The organism is Pseudidiomarina salinarum, assembly GCF_000753715.1.
GTDB classification, from domain to species: Bacteria; Pseudomonadota; Gammaproteobacteria; order Enterobacterales; family Alteromonadaceae; genus Pseudidiomarina; species Pseudidiomarina salinarum.
Genome location: NZ_JPER01000006.1, coordinates 23,911 through 42,933, shown reverse-complemented (window position 1 = coordinate 42,933; position 19,023 = coordinate 23,911). Strand labels below are relative to the sequence as shown.

The 19,023-nt window shown below is 53.3% G+C and carries 20 protein-coding genes; 8 read left to right on the top strand and 12 right to left on the bottom strand.

What is annotated here, in order from left to right; translation table 11 throughout:
- Positions 1 to 20: 20 nt before the first annotated feature.
- The 3 genes from IDSA_RS10285 to IDSA_RS10275 form a co-directional block, all read right to left on the bottom strand.
- Positions 21 to 1,796, bottom strand: coding sequence for an acyl-CoA dehydrogenase C-terminal domain-containing protein (locus tag IDSA_RS10285; RefSeq protein ID WP_034776608.1), 1,776 nt, complete (start codon positions 1,794 to 1,796; stop codon positions 21 to 23).
- 61 nt (positions 1,797 to 1,857) lie between these two features.
- Positions 1,858 to 2,544, bottom strand: coding sequence for a general secretion pathway protein GspB (locus tag IDSA_RS10280; RefSeq protein ID WP_034776606.1), 687 nt, complete (start codon positions 2,542 to 2,544; stop codon positions 1,858 to 1,860).
- Positions 2,544 to 4,010 (bottom strand): ExeA family protein, encoded by a 1,467-nt coding sequence (locus tag IDSA_RS10275; RefSeq protein WP_034776604.1) that lies wholly within the window; start codon positions 4,008 to 4,010, stop codon positions 2,544 to 2,546. Before IDSA_RS10275 ends, IDSA_RS10280 begins: the two co-directional genes overlap by 1 nt.
- 103 nt (positions 4,011 to 4,113) lie before the next feature.
- Between IDSA_RS10275 and IDSA_RS12255 the strand changes: the two genes are divergently transcribed.
- Positions 4,114 to 5,268, top strand: a complete 1,155-nt coding sequence (locus tag IDSA_RS12255; protein ID WP_034776601.1) for a CCA tRNA nucleotidyltransferase — start codon at positions 4,114 to 4,116, stop codon at positions 5,266 to 5,268.
- On the opposite strand, the gene IDSA_RS10265 is transcribed toward IDSA_RS12255, so the two are convergent.
- From IDSA_RS10265 to folB, 3 genes are read right to left on the bottom strand one after another with little or no spacing between them, the layout of a single operon-like run.
- Positions 5,227 to 6,024 (bottom strand): undecaprenyl-diphosphate phosphatase, encoded by a 798-nt coding sequence (locus IDSA_RS10265; RefSeq protein WP_034776598.1) that lies wholly within the window; start codon positions 6,022 to 6,024, stop codon positions 5,227 to 5,229. The two genes, IDSA_RS12255 and IDSA_RS10265, sit on opposite strands and share 42 nt — an antisense overlap.
- Positions 6,025 to 6,026: 2 nt before the next feature.
- On the bottom strand, positions 6,027 to 6,572 hold the full coding sequence (folK, locus tag IDSA_RS10260) for a 2-amino-4-hydroxy-6-hydroxymethyldihydropteridine diphosphokinase (RefSeq protein WP_051986230.1): 546 nt from the start codon (positions 6,570 to 6,572) through the stop codon (positions 6,027 to 6,029).
- A gap of 3 nt (positions 6,573 to 6,575) precedes the next feature.
- Positions 6,576 to 6,935 carry a dihydroneopterin aldolase gene (gene folB, locus IDSA_RS10255; protein WP_034776596.1) on the bottom strand — a complete coding sequence of 120 codons (360 nt, stop codon included), beginning with the start codon at positions 6,933 to 6,935 and terminating at the stop codon, positions 6,576 to 6,578.
- 98 nt (positions 6,936 to 7,033) lie between these two features.
- On the opposite strand from folB, the gene plsY reads away from it, so the two are divergent.
- Entirely contained in the window at positions 7,034 to 7,621 is a 588-nt protein-coding gene (gene plsY / locus IDSA_RS10250; protein ID WP_034776594.1) for a glycerol-3-phosphate 1-O-acyltransferase PlsY, read from the top strand.
- Here the strand turns inward: plsY and tsaD are convergent.
- From tsaD to IDSA_RS10235, 3 genes are read right to left on the bottom strand one after another with little or no spacing between them, the layout of a single operon-like run.
- Entirely contained in the window at positions 7,608 to 8,621 is a 1,014-nt protein-coding gene (tsaD, locus tag IDSA_RS10245) for a tRNA (adenosine(37)-N6)-threonylcarbamoyltransferase complex transferase subunit TsaD (protein WP_034776591.1), read from the bottom strand. The two genes, plsY and tsaD, sit on opposite strands and share 14 nt — an antisense overlap.
- Before the next feature lie 51 nt (positions 8,622 to 8,672).
- Positions 8,673 to 9,785, bottom strand: coding sequence for a PilT/PilU family type 4a pilus ATPase (locus IDSA_RS10240; protein WP_034776589.1), 1,113 nt, complete (start codon positions 9,783 to 9,785; stop codon positions 8,673 to 8,675).
- Positions 9,786 to 9,804: 19 nt separating this feature from the next.
- On the bottom strand, positions 9,805 to 10,845 hold the full coding sequence (locus IDSA_RS10235; RefSeq protein ID WP_034776587.1) for a type IV pilus twitching motility protein PilT: 1,041 nt from the start codon (positions 10,843 to 10,845) through the stop codon (positions 9,805 to 9,807).
- Positions 10,846 to 10,893: 48 nt separating this feature from the next.
- Between IDSA_RS10235 and IDSA_RS10230 the strand changes: the two genes are divergently transcribed.
- From IDSA_RS10230 to IDSA_RS10215, 4 genes are read left to right on the top strand one after another with little or no spacing between them, the layout of a single operon-like run.
- Positions 10,894 to 11,595 (top strand): YggS family pyridoxal phosphate-dependent enzyme, encoded by a 702-nt coding sequence (locus IDSA_RS10230; protein ID WP_269624679.1) that lies wholly within the window; start codon positions 10,894 to 10,896, stop codon positions 11,593 to 11,595.
- 14 nt (positions 11,596 to 11,609) lie between these two features.
- Positions 11,610 to 12,437: a pyrroline-5-carboxylate reductase gene (gene proC, locus IDSA_RS10225; protein WP_034776583.1), complete on the top strand. Its 828-nt coding sequence runs from the start codon at positions 11,610 to 11,612 to the stop codon at positions 12,435 to 12,437.
- Positions 12,438 to 12,472: 35 nt separating this feature from the next.
- A complete protein-coding gene (locus IDSA_RS10220; RefSeq protein WP_034776581.1) occupies positions 12,473 to 13,027 on the top strand; it encodes a YggT family protein in 555 nt (184 codons plus the stop codon).
- A gap of 14 nt (positions 13,028 to 13,041) precedes the next feature.
- Positions 13,042 to 13,491: a DUF4426 domain-containing protein gene (locus IDSA_RS10215; protein ID WP_034776579.1), complete on the top strand. Its 450-nt coding sequence runs from the start codon at positions 13,042 to 13,044 to the stop codon at positions 13,489 to 13,491.
- Between the two features lie 33 nt (positions 13,492 to 13,524).
- On the opposite strand, the gene IDSA_RS10210 is transcribed toward IDSA_RS10215, so the two are convergent.
- The gene (locus IDSA_RS10210; protein WP_332248934.1) at positions 13,525 to 15,252 is read right to left on the bottom strand and encodes a potassium/proton antiporter; all 1,728 of its coding nucleotides are present in this window, start codon (positions 15,250 to 15,252) and stop codon (positions 13,525 to 13,527) included.
- Between the two features lie 74 nt (positions 15,253 to 15,326).
- Here IDSA_RS10210 and rdgB point away from each other — a divergent pair, with 74 nt between their 5' ends.
- Positions 15,327 to 15,920 (top strand): RdgB/HAM1 family non-canonical purine NTP pyrophosphatase, encoded by a 594-nt coding sequence (gene rdgB / locus IDSA_RS10205; protein WP_034776576.1) that lies wholly within the window; start codon positions 15,327 to 15,329, stop codon positions 15,918 to 15,920.
- Positions 15,920 to 17,056 carry a radical SAM family heme chaperone HemW gene (gene hemW, locus IDSA_RS10200; RefSeq protein WP_034776574.1) on the top strand — a complete coding sequence of 379 codons (1,137 nt, stop codon included), beginning with the start codon at positions 15,920 to 15,922 and terminating at the stop codon, positions 17,054 to 17,056. The genes rdgB and hemW overlap by 1 nt, the downstream gene beginning before the upstream one ends.
- On the opposite strand, the gene trmB is transcribed toward hemW, so the two are convergent.
- Both trmB and IDSA_RS10190 read right to left on the bottom strand, forming a co-directional pair.
- Entirely contained in the window at positions 17,053 to 17,799 is a 747-nt protein-coding gene (gene trmB, locus IDSA_RS10195) for a tRNA (guanosine(46)-N7)-methyltransferase TrmB (RefSeq protein WP_034776571.1), read from the bottom strand. The two genes, hemW and trmB, sit on opposite strands and share 4 nt — an antisense overlap.
- A 148-nt stretch (positions 17,800 to 17,947) precedes the next feature.
- Entirely contained in the window at positions 17,948 to 19,018 is a 1,071-nt protein-coding gene (locus IDSA_RS10190) for an OmpA family protein (protein ID WP_034776568.1), read from the bottom strand.
- Between the last annotated feature and the right edge of the window lie 5 nt (positions 19,019 to 19,023).

Sequence of the window (19,023 nt, the reverse complement as noted above, 5' to 3'; positions counted from 1 at the left end):
CTGCGGCATGCACCGGGCAATCAGAATTCGTCCGGTTCGTGCTGATACAATGACTGGCTGCCGTCTTCAATAGCGGCGGCCAGACTCTGTATCCGGGGTAACAGTCGCGCCATATAGAAACGCGCCGTTTTTACCTTACTTGCCAGGTACGGCCGCTCACTTATCTTATCTTCAGCGGTGATTGCCATCCGCAACCAGACATAAGCAAAACAGACGTAACCCACCAGATGTAAATATTCAACAGCAACGCTGTTGATAATATTTTCATCTTCTGCTGCCTGCCGCAAAACCATCCCGGTGACCCGTTCAAGCAATTTAGTAGCTTCATCCAGACGCGCGAGTTCATTCTCAAAGCCAGCCGCAGGTTGGGCTGTCAAAGCAGCAATATCTTCCAGCAGCGGTTCCAGCAACTTACCGCGCGAACCACCAACCTTTCGCCCTAACAAGTCCAGCGCCTGAATACCGTTAGTGCCTTCATATATCTGCGCAATGCGGCAATCGCGAACCAGCTGTTCCTGACCCCACTCCCGCACATAGCCGTGACCACCAAGGATTTGCTGTCCCAGCACAGTCGCTTCAAATCCGGTATCGGTAAGAAACGCTTTAGCCACGGGGGTCAACAGGTCTACTAACGCCTGGGCCCGTTCCCGTTCAGCGTCATTATCGCTGAATTTGGAGATATCCAGTTGCTTGCCGACGTAGGTTGAAAAGGCCCGGCCGCCTTCCACGAAGGCCTTCATTGTTAACAGCATCCGCCGCACATCGCCATGGACTATCAATGGATCAGCTTCTTTATCTGCTGCCCGGGTGTCGCGTGCGCCACGCCCCTGCAGGCGATCCTGAGCATATTCAAGCGCAGTCTGGTAAGAACGTGCGGCGGCGCCCAATCCCTGAATACCAACGCCAAGGCGTTCATAGTTCATCATCGTAAACATGGCCGGCAAACCACGATGAGGTTCGCCGATCAGCCAGCCCTTCGCGCCATCAAAATTCATCACGCAGGTCGCAGACGCATGGATCCCCATCTTATGTTCGATGGCGCCGCAGAATACCTGATTGCGCTCGCCGGGCGAGCCGTCTTCATTAACCAGAAATTTCGGCACCAGAAACAGGCTGATGCCTTTGCTGCCGGCCGGGGCGTCAGGCAGTTTTGCCAGTACCAGATGAACGATATTGTCGACCAGATCATGCTCACCGCCGGTGATGAATATTTTTGTTCCGCTAATCTGGTAGCTGCCGTCATCGGCAGGCACAGCTTTGGTGCGGATCATTCCGAGATCCGTGCCGGCATGGGCTTCGGTCAGGCACATCGAGCCGGTCCACTCACCGGCAATCATTTTCGGCAGATAGATATCTTTAAGTTCATCGCTGCCATGCTGATCCAGAGTCATGATGGCACCGGCAGTAAGACCAGAATAGAGAGAGAACGAGATATCCGCAGCGCAGAGGATCTCTTCATACTGGGCCGAGATCGACTTGGGCAGCCCCATACCGCCGAACTCAGGATTTGCGGTTACACCAACCCAGCCACCCGCGGCCAGTTGTTTGAAGTTTTCTCTATAACCAGAGGGGGTAGTGACACGGCCTTCGCTAAACTGAACGCCTTCTTCATCGGCGGCCCGGCAATTAGGCGCTATTAAGGTTTCGGCCAGCTTGGCACCTTCGTCAATAATAGCCGCTGCTGTATCCATATCCAGATCAGCTAGCCTGGAGAACCTGGCCCAGTCCTGATCAACCTGAAATACATCCTGCAGTACAAACTGCATATCCTCGCGCGGAGCCCGATAGTCTGCCATGCCAACACCCTCTTATTTTTATTAAACAATAGATTTAAACAGGTGTTTTAATATCAAGTAATCAGGGGCTTGTCCAGTCCTCCAATGCGGGTTGTTGAAATGCCTGATAATTTTTTGACAGTACCAGGTAAGCCGGAGCAATGCGGACCACCGTCAGCCCCTGCCAGCTGTCCCCTTCAAAGAGTCTGTTGCCGCCCAGCACCACCCAGCGCGAGCTGTCACGCGATGAATACTGATGGCCATCATAAGTAAATGCCGGAATACTGCGCTGAAAGCTGAGATCCAGATCCCGCAAGTCAGGTACCACCGAGTTACGGCCAGCGTCGTCGCCATCAGTAGCGGCAACGGCATCTTCAAAAGCGTTCAGCAGTTCCGGCGACACGTCATTCAGATTGATGGCCTGTGGCAACGCCGGTTGCTCAGCGCCACGCGACTGCATAACGGCCGGCTGCGAACTGGCCTCAGCTACTGCTGCTGGTAGCGTCGGCTGGCGAACTTGCGGGATTGCTCCCAACTGATAACGGCTGCTGGCAACGGTCGTAACCACCGGCTCAGTAATAACCTCCTGAGTCTGGCGATCTGCCAGTAACCAGCCCCCGATGCCCGCGGCAACCACCACCAGAGCGAGCGCCAGCCAGCGCCAGCTCCGGCCAGGGCTGGTATCGACTGCAGACGAAAGCCATACCGGTGGGCGTTCCTGTAGCAGCGGCGAAGACTGATTACGCAAAGCTTTTAATACCGACGACATTACTTGAATTCTCCCGTGACAGCCTGCTGGTTCGTGGGATTCAGGCGTGGACCGCCCTGCTGCGTTCGCGCGCTCAGCCAGCTTAAGGTCACGCCATCTGGCTTGCCGGTTACCGGAATGCCAGCACTAAGCTGCAGGTTCTGGATCTGATCGGTTACCGCCAGGCTCTTGTCGGCGCCATAGCTGACCAGGGCATCCAGCAACCACTGTTGATATAGCTCGCCGTCCTCGCTCTCATAGCCGGGCGGATGCTGCCACAACAGAACAAAAGCGCCGGTCCACTCTGGATCCGGCTGAATATCATGTGCATTTACGAACTGATAGCCCCCACCGCTAAGTTCAAGCAACACCGGGTAGTTAATTTTCATCAGCTGGTCGTAGCGCAAAGTGCCCTGCAAGCAGCCCAGGTCATAGGCTCCAACCCATTCACAGATCGGCTTATCGATGGCCGGCCTGGGCAGCTGCCAGCTGCGGGTCAGCGCCAGCAGTGGGTCTTCGGTGACCGTGATAACCTGACTCTCAGACTCGTCAGCTGCCACTTCAGTCGGACTGCCCTGCTGGTTCAGCCAGTAACTACCTGCAAACCCAGCCAGCAACGCAAAGACTACTGCTACAGCAGCCCCAGCCGACCAACTAACCCGTCGGCGCTGCACCGGTCGGTGTCCATCAAGTTCCACCGCGGCTTCGCGGATATGTTTGCTGGTAACCAGTTGCGATTGCTCGTTATAAGCCGCGAGTAAGGCCCGGTCACACAACAGATTTAAGCGCCGCGGAATGCCTTCACTGAGCTTATGCACTAACGCAATGGCACGGCCATCAAAGAGTCCGCGACTGGCACCAGCCACCTGCAAGCGATAGTTGATATAGCGTTCGGTATCGCTGCCCTGTAACGGCAGCAGATGATAGCGAGCGGTGATTCGCTGAGCCAGTTGTCGCAATTCACGACGGCGCAGCAGATCCTGCAGCTCGGGCTGACCAATCAGAATTACCCGCAGCAGTTTATGCTGGTTGGTTTCCAGATTCGTCAACAGACGCAGTTGCTCAAGCACCTGGGGCTGAAGATGCTGGGCTTCATCAATCAGTACCACGCATTGCTCACCTTCAGCATGAGCCGCGAGCAGAAAACTACTGAGTTTATCGGTAAGTTTTTTATCGGTGATCGAACGTTTGGCATAGCGAATACCGAACTCGTCACAGAGGGTGGCCAGCAGTTCGTGCTCATTGAGCATCGGGTTCAGAATAAAAGCGGTACGTGTTTGTTCCGGCAGTTGTTCCAGCAACGCCCGTGATACCGTGGTTTTACCCGTTCCTACTTCACCAGTCAGTAAAATAAAACCACCGCTTCCCTGCAGGCCGTAAGTCAGGTGTGCCAAGGCTTCCTGATGCCGTTCACTCATATATAAGAACTGCGGATCCGGTGCGATCGAGAAAGGTGCTGTATGTAAACCAAAGTAATTCAGGTACATTGTTATATCGCTACATGTTGTTCTGCGCTTTTACCAGTGTAACCACTGCCATGCGTCAGAGCTAGTCATTCGCGATCATCGAATTAAACCATAGGAGATTGGTGTGCAAATATACCTGGTTGGCGGCGCCGTACGGGATAAATTACTGGGTAAGCCAGTAACAGAACGAGACTATGTGGTAATTGGCAGCACCCCGTCCCAATTACAGAGCTTCGGTTTTCGTCAGGTCGGCAAAGATTTTCCGGTATTTTTACATCCCAAAACTGGTGAGGAATATGCCCTGGCCCGGACTGAGAGAAAGTCCGCTGCTGGCTACACCGGTTTTGCAGTCGACGCCGATCCCTCTGTCACCCTTGAACAGGATCTACGCCGCCGTGATCTGACCATCAACGCTATCGCCGAGAGCGAAGAAGGTGAACTCGTTGATCCTTACCATGGTCTTGCTGATCTGAAAGCAAAAATACTCCGTCATGTTTCTCCGGCTTTTGTCGAAGATCCATTAAGGGTATTGCGGGTTGCCCGCTTTGCTGCCCGTTTTCATGATGACGGCTTTACTATTGCCGACGAAACCATGCAGTTAATGCGCGACACTGCCGCCACCGGTGAACTGGCAACGCTCAGTTGCGAGCGGGTCTGGCGTGAAACCCGTCTGGCATTATCGACCAAGGATCCGCACATCTATTTTGATGTGCTAGCTGACGCCGGCGCTCTGAAACCCTGGTTTATTGAACTTACTGATGACACCCGCCGGGCAACGGCACTAAGTTACCTCGCAGCACTGGAGCGGGATGATACCTTACTGCGCTTCGCTGTCTTTGCCAGTGCTTTTAGCGCGGTTGAGGTGGAAACACTCTGCACCCGTCTGAAAGTGCCAAATGAGTACAGGTTTCTGGCGATTCTGGCCCAACGCATAACACCTGAACAAGTCGCCAGTGCTACGGCCACCGAACTGCTCGCGCTCTTTAATCAGAGCGACAGCTGGCGTCGCCCCGACCGTCATCAACAACTGGCCGCAATCTGGCATGCCCGTGGCGTAGCCGATGAGCGACTGAATCTCATTAATGAAGCCTGGGAAGCCGCTGCAGCAGTTGAGGCAGGCCCGCTGTTAGCATCTGCTGCAAGTCGTGGTGAGGCATTACGCGGCCCCGCTGTGGGCGAGGCCGTTGAACAATTAAGACTGCAGCGAATCCAGGAAGTCCTGGACGGCTCGCAAGGCTTATCCGAAGACCAGCCAGAGCAGCACAGCTCCGAGGATTAGGCGGTAAATCACAAAAGGCAGCATGCCCATGCGCTCGATAACTTTCAGGAAGTAGTGAATACACAGATAGGCCGCAACAAAAGACACCAGCATGCCGGAAATAACCGCCAACCAGGCAACGGGTTCAGGCTGCTGGGCAAGCTTCAGGCCCTGGTAGCCACCGGCCATGATAATAACCGGAATTGATAACAAGAACGAAAAGCGCGCCGCGTCCACGCGTTTCAAACCGATCAGCAAGCCTGCCGTCATCGTGATGCCTGAACGCGAGGTGCCGGGAATCAACGCCACTGCCTGAGCAATACCTATTAATATCGCTTGTCTTAGAGTAAGAGAGTGAATCCCTGCCCGGTCACTTGCCCGCACATCGGCGTACCAGAGTACCAGACCGAAAACGATCGTCGTTATCGCTATAACCAGTGCCGAACGCGTGTAATCTTCAATTAATCCGGCACCAAATAAACCAGCAAGACCAGCGGGTACCGTCGCCCAGATCAACAGCCAGGCCAACCGGCTATATTCGTTATGCTGGCCACGCCACGACGCAAACCAGCCCGCGGTAAGCTCACCGACATCCTTGCGATAATAGGCAATTACTGCCAGTAAGGTACCCACGTGAACTGCAACATCAAAAGCTAAGCCTTGATCTTCCCATCCCAGCACCTGTGAGGGCAGAATCAGATGGGCGGAACTGGAAATCGGCAGGAACTCGGTAATACCCTGAATTAAGGCCAGAATAATAGCTTCAAATGTGCTCACGCTTAAATCGTCCCTGGTAGATGTTGATGAGAATGACGCAGGTGAGGCAAGGCCTCAAAGGTAAATGATATAGGCTCCAATTGCTGGGCGCTACGATAATTCTGCCAGATCTCAGCAAAAGTTTTTCCGGTAACTGGATGCTGGACCGTCGGGGCCAGTTCGGCAAGCGGCCAGAGCACAAACGCATTGGACAGGATCTCGTCACGCGGCAACTGCACCGGACTTCGGCTAATGACCTGGTCGTATAGCAAAACATCAATATCCAGGGTGCGCGGACTGAATTTGGGACCGGAATGCTGATGGCCAAATCGTTGTTCTATCACTTTACACTGCTGGTTCACTGCTGCCGCAGACATTGAAGTGCTTAGTTCAGCGACCAGATTATAGAAAGGTTTACCGTCAAAGCCTACCGCAGCACTTTCGAATACCCGGGATACGCGCAGCGGCTTATGTTCAGCCGCAAAAAAGTCATGCAGGGCTTTTACGCCTGCATGAATATGATATTCACGTTCACGGTTACTGCCGATGCCAAGAAATACACGAGCCATAAATCAGGCCGGAGTTTGCTGTCTGACAATAATAACCGCAGCCTGACGGGCTGCTACAATCGCCTGTGGCTTGCCAACTTTGACCTGCACCCGCATTACTTTAAAATCCTGCATAATCATGGCCGCAACGGCTTCTGCCAGGGTTTCGATAAGCTGCCACGACTGGGCCTTTACCAACTTAATTACTGCTTCACTCAGGGTGCTGTAATCCAGTGCATCGGCTAAGTCATTGGTGGTTGCGGCGCGGGCATTATCCCAGTCCATTTCAAGGTCAATGATGAGTGGTTGCTCGCGTTCGTGTTCCCAGTCATGCACTCCTATATAGGCATCAACCCGCAACCCTTCTACTAGTACCTTATCCATCCGTTATACTCACTTGGTTAACAATAGAAATTCTGCGATAAACCGCTTATGCTATGGGCTTTGCATAGTAACGGAAAGCAGGCCGGAAGCAAAATCCTATGGGTGCCTTGATCATACTAGCCGTACTGACCGCTTATTTATTCGGGTCAATAAGCAGCGCCGTACTTATTTGCCGGCTTTTTCGGCTGCCTGACCCACGGGCCGCTGGCTCAGGAAACCCGGGCGCGACCAATGTTTATCGGCTGGGCGGCAAAATTCCCGCGGCACTTACCCTGTTCTTTGATGTCCTGAAAGGAATGATTCCGGTGTGGGGGTCATACTTTTTGGGTATTGAGCCGTTTTATCTGGGGATCATCGCAGTGGCCGCCTGCCTTGGGCATATTTTCCCGCTTTACTTTCACTTTCGTGGCGGCAAAGCCGTGGCCACGGCGCTTGGCGCTATGTTCCCGGTGGCCTGGGAAATGGCACTCCTGCTGATTGCCACCTGGGTGCTGGTGTTTCGCATCGGCAAGGTATCTTCACTCGCCGCCATTATTACCGTTTCTCTGGCGCCATTTTACGCTTACTGGATTAAGCCCCAGTACACAGTTCCTGTCATTATGATTTCATTACTTATTCTGTGGCGGCATCAGTCCAATATCATGCGCCTGCGCAGCGGCGACGAACACCGCATTAAACGGAAGTAAGCTCGGTCAGCGGCCAGCGCGGCCGGGTTCTGATTGCCAGACTCTCGTGCTCACCGGCCAGCAACCGTTGCGCGCCGGCAAAGGCGATCATGGCGCCGTTGTCGGTGCAGAATTCATTGCGGGGGAAAAACACCTGACCACCGATTTTATCCGCGAATTGGTGCAGCTTCTCGCGCAGATGTTTATTGGCGCTGACGCCGCCCGCTACCACCAGTCGCTTCAACCCGGTTTCGTCAAGTGCCCGGCGGCATTTTATCACCAGGGTATCGACCACTGCGTCCTGGAAGGCACGGGCAATATCGGCATGGGTTTGCGGCGAATCATCAGCGCTGGCGATAGTATTCGCCGCATGCGTCTTCAGGCCGCTGAATGAAAAATCCAGCCCCGGGCGGTCTGTCATCGGCCGCGGAAACTGATAACGATCCGCACGGCCCTGCTCAGCCAGCGCCGCCAGCCGCGGCCCGCCCGGATAGTCCAGACCAAGTAATTTAGCGGTTTTATCAAAAGCTTCACCGGCAGCATCATCGACCGACTCGCCCAGCAACTGGTACTGGCCGATACCGTCAACCCGCACCAGTTGGGTATGCCCGCCGGAAACCAGCAGCGCGATAAAAGGAAACGCCGGTACGTCATCCTCCAGCATCGGCGCCAGCAGATGACCTTCCATATGATGAACCGCCACCGCCGGAATCTGCCAGCCCAAAGCCAGGCTTCTGCCGATACAGGCACCAACCAGCAGCGCCCCGATAAGACCAGGCCCGGCGGTATAGGCAACCCCGCCAAGATCCGCCGCAGTGATTCCGGCTTCGTCTAGCGCAGCTTCAATAAGCGGAAGGGTTTTACGAACATGATCACGCGAGGCCAGTTCCGGTACCACACCACCATAGTCGGCATGCAGTTTCACCTGTGAATAAAGCTTATGAGCAAGCAGGCCACTATCCGTATCGTAAATAGCTATGCCTGTTTCATCACAGGATGTTTCAATACCCAAAACCCGCATGCAGCAACCTCGTTCAGCGACTTATAGTAAGGGCGGCTATTCTAATAGAAATCACTCCAGATCAACAGTCACCCCGGATAAGGCACTTTCACCGCCCCCTTTGTCATCACCGCTTAGCTTAATCCGCAGCCGCAGATCATTCGGCGCATCGGCGTGGCGCAAGGCATCCTCATAGGATATCCGCTTGGCTTTGTAGAGGTCATATAGGGCCTGGTCAAAGGTTTGCATGCCCAGCTCTCTTGATTTGGCCATGATTTCTTTAATCTCGCCCATATCGTTATTGGCAATTTTTTCCGCCACTATCGGGCTGTTTAACAAGATCTCGATGGCGGCCACCCGGCCGCCTTCGACCGTAGGAATCAGCTGCTGCGCGACAATGCCACGCAGGTTCAGTGACAAATCAAACATCAGCTTGCCGATTTTTTCTTTTGGTACCATATGCATGATCCGCTCAATGGCCTGGTTGGCGTTGTTGGCATGCAATGTAGCGACGCAGAGGTGGCCAGTTTCGGCAAAAGTCAGTGCATATTCCATAGTTTCCTGAGAGCGAATCTCACCAACCAGAATCACGTCAGGGGCTTGCCGCAGCGAGCTTTTTAACGCGGCTTCAAAAGACTCAGTATCCGTTCCGACCTCTCGTTGCGTAATCATCGACTTAGCGTGGTCATGAACAAATTCAACAGGATCTTCAATGGTGAGGATATGGCCGCGTGAATTCCGATTCCGGTGTCCAATCAAAGCCGCCAAGGTTGTGGATTTACCGGTACCCGTGCCCCCGACAACTAACATCAGACCACGCTTACTCATGATGAGCTTGGTCAGAATTTCAGGTAATTTCAGATCCTCAGCACTTGGTATCTCAGTGACAATGCGGCGGATGACCATGCCGGCTTGTTGCCGCTGCCAGAACGCACTGACGCGGAAGCGGCCGATACCTTCGCGGAAAATCGCGAAATTCGCCTCTTTGTGCTCCATATATTCCTGCAGGTGTTGTTCACCCAGAGCTTCTTTTACCAGTGCTAAAGCACCGTTATTCCCAAGATTTTTTTCGGTGAGCGGAGTCAGCTCACCGTTTATCTTAGCGCTCGGCGGTAACCCGGCGGAAATAAAGAGATCAGACGCATCGCGCTCGATCATGGCATTAAGTAATCTATCCAGTACCATCACGGCCTCTCATATCCTGCTAGTTATTAAACGCATCTTTACTGCTGGCTTTTGCTTTAGCATCAATCCGTGAAATGAGTCCGTCATTCACCAGATTAATGAGACATTGATCCAGCGTCTGCATGCCATGCGCCGCTCCAGTCTGAATCGAGGAATACATCTGCGCGACTTTATCTTCCCGAATCAGGTTCTTGATCGCAGAAGTCGCAATCATAATTTCGTGCGCCGCTACCCGGCCGCCACCGACTTTTTTCAGCAGCACCTGCGAAATAACTGCCCGCAGTGACTCAGAGAGCATCGAACGCACCATCGGCTTTTCGTCGCCCGGAAAAACATCAACAATACGGTCAATGGTTTTTGGTGCTGAGGTGGTATGTAAGGTACCAAAGACCAGGTGGCCGGTTTCAGCCGCCGTCATCGCCAGTCGGATCGTTTCCAGATCACGCATTTCACCAACCAGGATAACGTCAGGATCTTCCCGCAAAGCTGACCGCAGCGCCGCGGCGAAACTATGGGTATCACGGTGTACTTCCCGCTGATTCATCAGACTCAGCTTGTTTTTATGAACAAACTCAATAGGATCTTCAATAGTCAGAATATGATGGTGCTTCTTCTCATTAATATAATCAACCATCGCCGCCAGGGTCGTCGACTTACCCGAACCAGTGGGTCCGGTCACCAGCACCAGACCGCGCGGAGCGTCCGCTATCGAACGGAAGATTTCCGGACAACCCAGCTGATCAAGGGTAAGCACTTCGCTTGGAATGGTACGCAGTACTGCTGCGGCACCACGATTCTGGACAAATACGTTCACCCGGAATCGCGCCAGATCCGGCACCTCAAATGAAAAGTCAGCTTCCAGGTTCTGTTCGTACTCCTTCCGTTGGCGGTCATTCATAATGTCATAAACCAGCTCCTGAACCTGTTTATGGTTCAGCGCCGGAATATTAATTTTACGAACATCGCCATCAACCCGTATCATAGGCGGTGAGTCTGCCGATAAGTGTAAATCCGATGCATTGTGCTTAACGGCGAAGCTGAGTAACTCAGTAATGTCCATGCGACGGCCTCTTGTCTGGTCTGAAGATCATTTAACTAAAACGTGAACATGATGAATACCATAGCTGAACGCTTAAAAGAAGTCCGCAATCAAATCATTCTGGCCTGTGAAGCGGCACAGCGTTCGCCCGCTGATGTCCGCCTGCTGGCCGTAAGTAAAACCCGCTCCATTGAGGAAATACTGCAGGCACGGCAAGCGGGGCAAATGGAATTTGGTGAAAACTATGTCCAGGAAGGCGTCAGTAAAATTGCGCAATTAGAGGAACATAGTGAAATAACCTGGCACTTTATTGGCCCGGTTCAGTCAAACAAAACCCGCGATATCGCCGGCTCGTTTGGGTGGGTGCACAGCGTGGACCGTGCCAAAATAGCCAGACGCCTGAATGACCAGCGCCAGCACGCGCAGCCACCGCTTAATGTACTCATCCAGGTAAATATTGACCAGGAAGATACTAAAGCCGGCGTGCTGCCGGCTGATATCGCCGAACTTGCCGGACTCATCAGTTCGTTGCCCGGGCTCCGCTTACGCGGGCTTATGGCGATTCCCGCGGCAGCGGCTGATGCAGTCGCCCGCGCCGCCAGCTATGCCCGCATGCAAGGCTTGTATTCAGGATTACAAGCCCAATATGATCAAATCGATACACTCTCAATGGGAATGAGCGACGACCTCGCTACCGCCATTAAGTATGGCGCGACCACAGTTCGCATCGGCACCGCTATATTCGGCAGCCGCCCATCCGACAAAAAATAACTAAGGAGTAGTTCATGACAGCCAAGCTACGTAAAATTGCCTTTATCGGTGCTGGCAATATGACCCAAAGCATTGTTGGAGGAATGGTCCGCAGCGGCTATCCTGCCGACCACATCTACGTCAGTAATCCCAGCCCCGGCAAACTGGAAGCGATTTCCAGCCAGCTAGGGGTGCATACCAGCCAGGACAACGCCGAAGTCGCAACCGCCGCTGACGTGGTGGTACTGGCAGTCAAACCACCGTTAATGGCCGATGTTTGTGAAGCCCTTCGTAAGGCCGTTCCAGCCATTAGTGACAAACTGATTGTCACTATCGCCGCCGGTATCCGTATGCCCAAATACCGCACCTACCTGGGTGATGACATCCGCATTATCCGGGTAATGCCTAATACGCCGTCGCTGGTCGGTAAGGGCATGTCTGGTCTGGTCGCTGATGACCGCGCTGATGAAAGCGATCGTGAGTTTATCCGCTCTGCATTTGACGGCGTAGGTGCTACACTTTGGGTTAATAACGAAGATGAACTGGATATACTCGGTGCGGTCGCGGGAAGTGGTCCGGCCTACTTCTTTGAATTTATGGCAAGCTTGCAAAAAGCCGCGGTGGTATTAGGTTTTGACCGCGATAAAGCCCGGCAAATGGTGCAACAGACCGCCCTGGGTGCTGCAGAAATGGCGATTAACAGCGAGCTGGAACTGGAAGACTTACGTAAACAAGTCACCAGCAAAGGTGGTTCGACCGCCAAAGGCCTTGAAGTTTACCAGGGCGCCGATATTAATGATATTTCGGAGCAAGCGATAAAAGCCGCAGTGAAGCGTAATCAGGAAATGGCTGATTTATTTTAATTTACCGCACGTTACATTGAACAGACAGGATACTTATGGATTTGATGACTTTTCTTATCACTATTGCCTTCGACTTATACCTGACAGTAGTGATTTTGCGTATTTGGCTACAAGTAGTGCGGGCTGACTTTTACAATCCTCTCAGCCAGTTTGTGGTAAAAGTAACGAATCCGTTCGTTTTGCCTTTACGCCGTCTGTTTCCGATGGCAGGGAACTGGGACCTCGCGACCATAGTGCTGGCGCTGATTGTCAGTATCGCCAAGTCCATGGTCCTTATTGCGATCGCAGGCATTGGCATCTACTGGTTTGAGTCCATTGTGGTAGGTTCATTTAACGTGCTTCACCAGTTCCTCGAACTGCTGTTTTGGGTGGTCATTATCCGCGCGTTACTGAGCTGGTTCAGTCAGGGACCAGGCCGTAACCCGATGGAAGTTTTACTGATTCAGCTAACTGAACCCATTCTGAATCCTATCCGTCGTATCATCCCACCCATTGGCGGGCTGGACTTATCGGTTCTGGTTGCCATCATTGGTATCCAGGCACTGCAAATTCTGCTCGGTATGCTGCGTCGGGCCGTTCTTGGCTTTTAAACAAGGGGAATTCGATGACGAGTTTAATGAAATCATTTGCTATAGGATTGATCGCGATAGTCATGGCATTTATGGTTACCGCGCCGGTAATGGCTGAAGGGGTTACCCGGTTAGGCCCCTGGGAAGTCCGGTACAATGCATTCAATTCGACTTTGCTGCGACCAGAAATGGCCGATCAGTACGATCTTGAGCGAAGCCAGTATCTGGCCACTCTGAATATTGTGGTATTTGCTGCCGAAGAACCGGGCAAACCAGCCCAGCAAGTGGAATTGAGCGGCTACGCAATGAACCCTCTTAGCCAGCAGCAGCAGTTAGAATTTCAGGAAGTAATCGAAGGCGAGTCGGTCTATTATCTGGCTCAGACGCGCTTTACCAATGCCGAGACGCTGCGCTTTTTTATCACTATAGAGCAAGGTGAAACGCAGGAAGAACTGACCTTTAGTAAAACCTTCATGGCCAATTAATTTTCGCTTTGGGTTAGCTTCCAGCGGTCGGGGTTAAGTCAGTAGCTTAACCCCGACACTGGCAATTTCACCGTTGTCTCGCAGTTCCCGCACCGTAAGCTGCACCTGACCAAGTCGCAGTTGATCGCCTACGACCACCCGCCGATGAAATTTTTCACCGAAATAGTCGTTTAGCGTTTTACCGGCAATACCATCAGGCAAGTCGCCAAGGGGATAGAAACCGGCCACATCCGCCAGCGTCAGATTGCCACGCAGGCTAAAGTCACCAAAGAAGTCACTGCTGGTCAGATCGCGCGCTTTGCCGCCAGGCGCCAGCACCCTGCTAATTTCATCCTTATGCTGTAGCTTGGCAACCACCAGCGCAATATCACCTTCTTCGAACTGTGGCTCCTGAATAGGAAGTAACCACTCACCATCACGAATAACGCCGACAAATTCAACCGGCACCGACCAGCGCAGCTCATCCCAGTAGTGATCGCAGGCTGGTGAGCGATCACTTACCAGATATGCCCATAACTCCATCGGATCCTTACTACCAACGCTATCAAGAGCCATACGCCTGTCGGGGGCCGCCTCAGCGGGAACTTCCAGACCTAACCAACGCGCCATAGGCACTAAAGTCCAGCCCTGCAATACCAGCGATACCAGCACCACGACAAAGGCAATATCAAAGAACAACTGCTGATCTTCGACCCCGCTTAGCCAGGGATACAGAGCCAGAATAATAGGCACGGCGCCGCGCAGCCCCACCCAGCTCACAAACATCTGCTCGCGCCAGGGGAAAGAAAATGGCAATAAGCTGATAACGACTGCCACCGGCCGGGCAACAAAAATCATGAGCAAGGCGACACTTAACGACAGTGGCAAAAACTCAAGCAGATGCGATGGGGTAACCAACAGGCCGAGAATCAGAAACATCATGATCTGGCTGAGCCAGGCAAGGCCATCCTGAACCTGCAGAATATGCATGAGCTGCGGCAGGCGCGCGCCGCCAATCAGATAGCCCATGAGGTAAACCGCCAGAAATCCGCTGCCACCAATACCGGAGGTAACCGCAAAGATAACCACCGCTGACGCAGCTGCCAGCAGTGGGAAGAAAGTGAACTGGACCGTGATCCGCCGCGCCATAATCACGAACAGACGCCCGCCAAGCCAGCCAATCGCGTAACCCAGTACCAGTTGCTGCAGCACGTCCAGAGCCATGGCCGTATACGAAAACGCCTGACTGGAAACGATAACCGTGGTCATGGTCATCGTCAGGATGACCGCCATCGGATCATTGGTGCCGGACTCAATCTCGAGGGTTGCAGCCACCCGCTGCTTGATTCGTAAATTTTTCGACTGAAAGATGCTGAATACAGCGGCAGCATCAGTGGAACTGAGAATCGCGCCGATAAGCAGCGCAGTCACCCACGGCAGGTCAAATAACCAGACCACTGCCATGGCTGTTATAGTGCAAGTCAGAGCCACCCCGACCGTGGCCAGACTTATGGCCGGCCACAGGGCTACCCGAAACCGTTCTTTATGGGTGCGCATACCGCCGTCGAACAGAATAATAACCAGCGCCAGCGACCCAATAAAAAACGCCAGTTCGGGATTATCAAATTCAATACCCAGCAAGCCTTCTTCACCGGCCAGCATCCCGACTACCAGAAAGGTCAGTAACAGCGGCGCACCCAACCGGTTAGACACCACAGCCGCCAGTATACTGACCAGCAATAGTGAACCTATCAACAGCATGATTCCGGTAATCTCGGTCACTCGCTATCTCCCTTGGTGATGACGCCCCTTAACCCGTATAATAACAGCCAAATTCGAGATCCGGGGAATTCATTATGCGGGAAATTGTGCTGGCTACCGGCAATCAGGGCAAAGTACAGGAACTGCAGGATCTGCTTGCACCCTTACAGTGGCAGGTGTTTCCACAGTCGAAGTGGGGGTTTACCGAGGCTGAGGAAACGGGACTGACTTTTGTTGAAAACGCGCTGATTAAAGCCCGCCATGCGGCATTGCATACCGGCCTGCCGGCGCTTGCTGACGATTCCGGCCTGGCGGTCGATGCGCTGCGCGGTGCGCCCGGCATTTACTCCGCGCGCTACGCCGGCAACGATGCGACTGACAGCGATAACGTCGGGAAACTTCTGCAAGCCCTTGCTGATGTTCCCCCGGCACAACGGCAGGCGAGCTTTCACTGTGTACTGGTCTTTCTCGAACATGCCGAAGACCCGACCCCGGTTATCTGTCACGGCCGCTGGGACGGTCTGATTACCGAACAGCCCCGCGGCACACAGGGTTTCGGCTACGACCCGGTATTCTGGGTCCCCGCAGAAAACTGCACTTCGGCTGAACTCAGTCGGGCAAAGAAACAACAGTTAAGCCACCGTGGCCAGGCCCTGCGCCAACTTATTCAGCAACTTGAGCAGCGCTGATGCAGTTACCGCCGTTATCACTTTATATCCATATTCCCTGGTGTATCCAGAAATGCCCCTACTGCGACTTCAACTCTCATGCAGTGAAGCAGGACATGCCCGAAGCAGCCTACATTAACCGCTTGCTTGACGACTTGCGCGCTGACCTCGACTGGGCGCAGCAACGACCGCTGATCAGTATTTTCATTGGCGGCGGCACGCCCAGCCTGTTTTCAGCGGCGGGTATAGAGCGTCTGTTAGCTGGTGTGCGTAAGTTGCTGCCGCTAGCCGCTGATTGCGAGATCACCCTTGAAGCGAATCCCGGCACGTTCGAAAAGGAACGCTTTAGCGGCTATCTTGAGGCAGGAGTGAACCGCCTTTCAATTGGCGTACAGAGCTTGCAAGAGGACCAATTGCGAGCATTGGGCCGTATCCATGACCCGCAACAGGCAACGGAAGCCGCAATGCACGCCGCCAGCCTGCCGCTACGGAGTTTTAATCTGGATCTCATGCATGGATTGCCCGGCCAGACTATCGAGGCCGCTATGGCCGATCTGGACGGCGTCATCGCTCTGCAACCGCCGCATATTTCCTGGTATCAGCTCACCATAGAACCAAATACTGCCTTTGCCAGCCGGCCACCGCGCCTGCCAGAAGACGATGATCTCTGGGAGATTCAGGAGCAGGGCCACCAAAGGTTACTGGCTGCAGGCTATGAGCAATATGAAGTCAGCGCCTATGCCAAACCAGGCCATCAAAGCCGGCATAACCGCAATTACTGGACTTTCGGTGACTACCTGGGGATCGGTTGCGGTGCCCACAGCAAAACCACCCTGCCCGGCACGAATAAAATCCTGCGCTGTGAGAAGATCAAACACCCACAGGGCTACCTGGATCTTACCCGGCCACTGCGTTACAAAGAATGGCAGGTCAGTACAGATGAACGGCCGTTTGAGTTTTTCATGAACTACCTGAGGCTGATGGAACCGGTGCCCCGCCAGCTTTTTGCCGAGCGTACCGGCTTACCCGACAGCGTCGCCGAACAGGCGATGGCGCCGGCAGTCCGGCTGGGGCTGGTTGAAAGCCAGCAGGACCACTGGCTTACCACCACTTTAGGAAGGCGTTATCTGAACAGTATTCTGGATGAGATGGTTTAGCTGATCCGTTCGAACTTTAAATCCCATACACCATGACCAAGCCGCTCGCCACGTTGTTCAAATTTAGTCAGCGGGCGGTCTTCCGGCCGTGGCACATAGGCATTGTCAGCTGCCAGATTGCGCCAGCCTGAAGCATCCTGCATCACCTCAAGCATGTGCTCGGCATAATTCTGCCAGTCAGTGGCCAGATGCAATACGCCGCCGACAGCTAACTTAGAGCGAATTAATTCAACTAATTCGGGCTGGATCAGACGGCGCTTGTGATGACGCTTCTTATGCCAGGGATCCGGAAAGAAAACCTGAACGGTATGCAAAGCGTTATCGGCTATGCAATCGCGCAGAATCTCTACCGCATCGTGCTCATAAACCCGCAGGTTATGCACGCCGGCCGCCTCGGCCTCTAATAAACAAGCCCCGACACCCGGCCGATGAACCTCAATACCAATGAAATTTTTCTCCGGCGCGGCGGCCGCCATCGCCACCAGTGATTTGCCCATGCCAAACCCAATTTCCAGCACCGTTGGCGCCTGTCGGCCAAAGGCTGCTTTCAGGTCCAGCGGCTCGCTGCTGTATTCAAGCCCCATAGTCGGCCAGCTGCGTTCAAGTGCGCCGGCCTGCCCCTTAGTCAAACGGCCTTCACGTTTAACAAAACTGCGGATGCGGCGGATATATTTACCGCTGGCCTCAGCCTGTTCGAGATTCTGGTGTCGGGATTGGTTTTGATCCTGAGGTTTATCAGCCATGGCGGTCACTTTGGTCAGTTACGGTCGGAAGAAAGTAAAAAAGCGCGTATAAATTTACCGCGCTCATTATGCAAAAAGGCGCGCCGAACGCAAGTTCCGGCACGCCTTTGTTTTTGCTGTTAACTAATCAGCAGAACTAAAGTCTGTATTAGTCTTTAATTGCTGTCTTCTTAGTTACTGACATTTTCGCTTCAACGCGACGGTTGTCCGCGCGGTTAGCTTTACTGGTATTTGGTACCAGCGGCTGTGCTTCACCGTAGCCTACGGTGCTAACACGTGACTCGTTAATGCCAAAGTCTTTAACCAGCGTGTTGCCAACTGCTTTGGCTCGTTCCTGAGACAGCTTCAGGTTGTAGCTTTCCGGTCCGATATCATCAGTATGGCCTTCAATCACAACATCCAGCTGAGGATATTCTTTCAGGAACTCCGCCGTAGAGCGGATAGCAGTATCCTGGCCGGCAGAAATCTTCGCTGAGTCAAAGCCAAAGGTAACCATCAGTCGCTTAGTGATGGTTTCGTCACGGTACATTACGCAACCATCCGCATCGACTTTATAGCCAGCCTGGGTGTCAGGACACTTATCACGGCTGTCAATTACGCCATCACCATCGCTATCAACGGGACGCTGTTCAGGCTGCGGCTGAGGTGCTACAGGTTCCTGAGCCGGAGTGGTATAGGTAGCCGGCTTACCAAAGTACCAGCGCAAACCAGTCTGGAACAAGAACTCAGTCAGATCACCGTCATTTTGCTGAACACCACCTTCTACGGTAAACGCAAGGTTTTCAGTTATATACTCTTTATAACCGGCAGAAACGCGCACAAAGCGGTTAGTCTGGCTACCAAGCTCGGTAGAGTTAATACCTAAACCGCCGTAAAAGTTTTCGGTGAAGCTATAAAGCGCATCAATACCGAACACATTGCCGCTTGAAGTACCGCCGCTTTCCAGGTTACCACGCAGGTGATCCCAGTAAACGCGATAGCCCCATTTAGGAGTGAACTGAAAGCCGCCTTCAAGACCAGCGAAGGAAGCACCCAGGCCGCCTTTAAACTTCGCGATATCGCCATCTTCAATTGTGCGACGATCAGAGTCAGGACCGAACACACCAATCCGCGGGCCTAAATAATATTGCCCTACTTCGCTTGTGTTATCCTGGGCCATAGCCGGGATCGCAGAACACGCTGCAACAACTGCAACTGATAATGCTGTTAATCGTTTCATGAGAT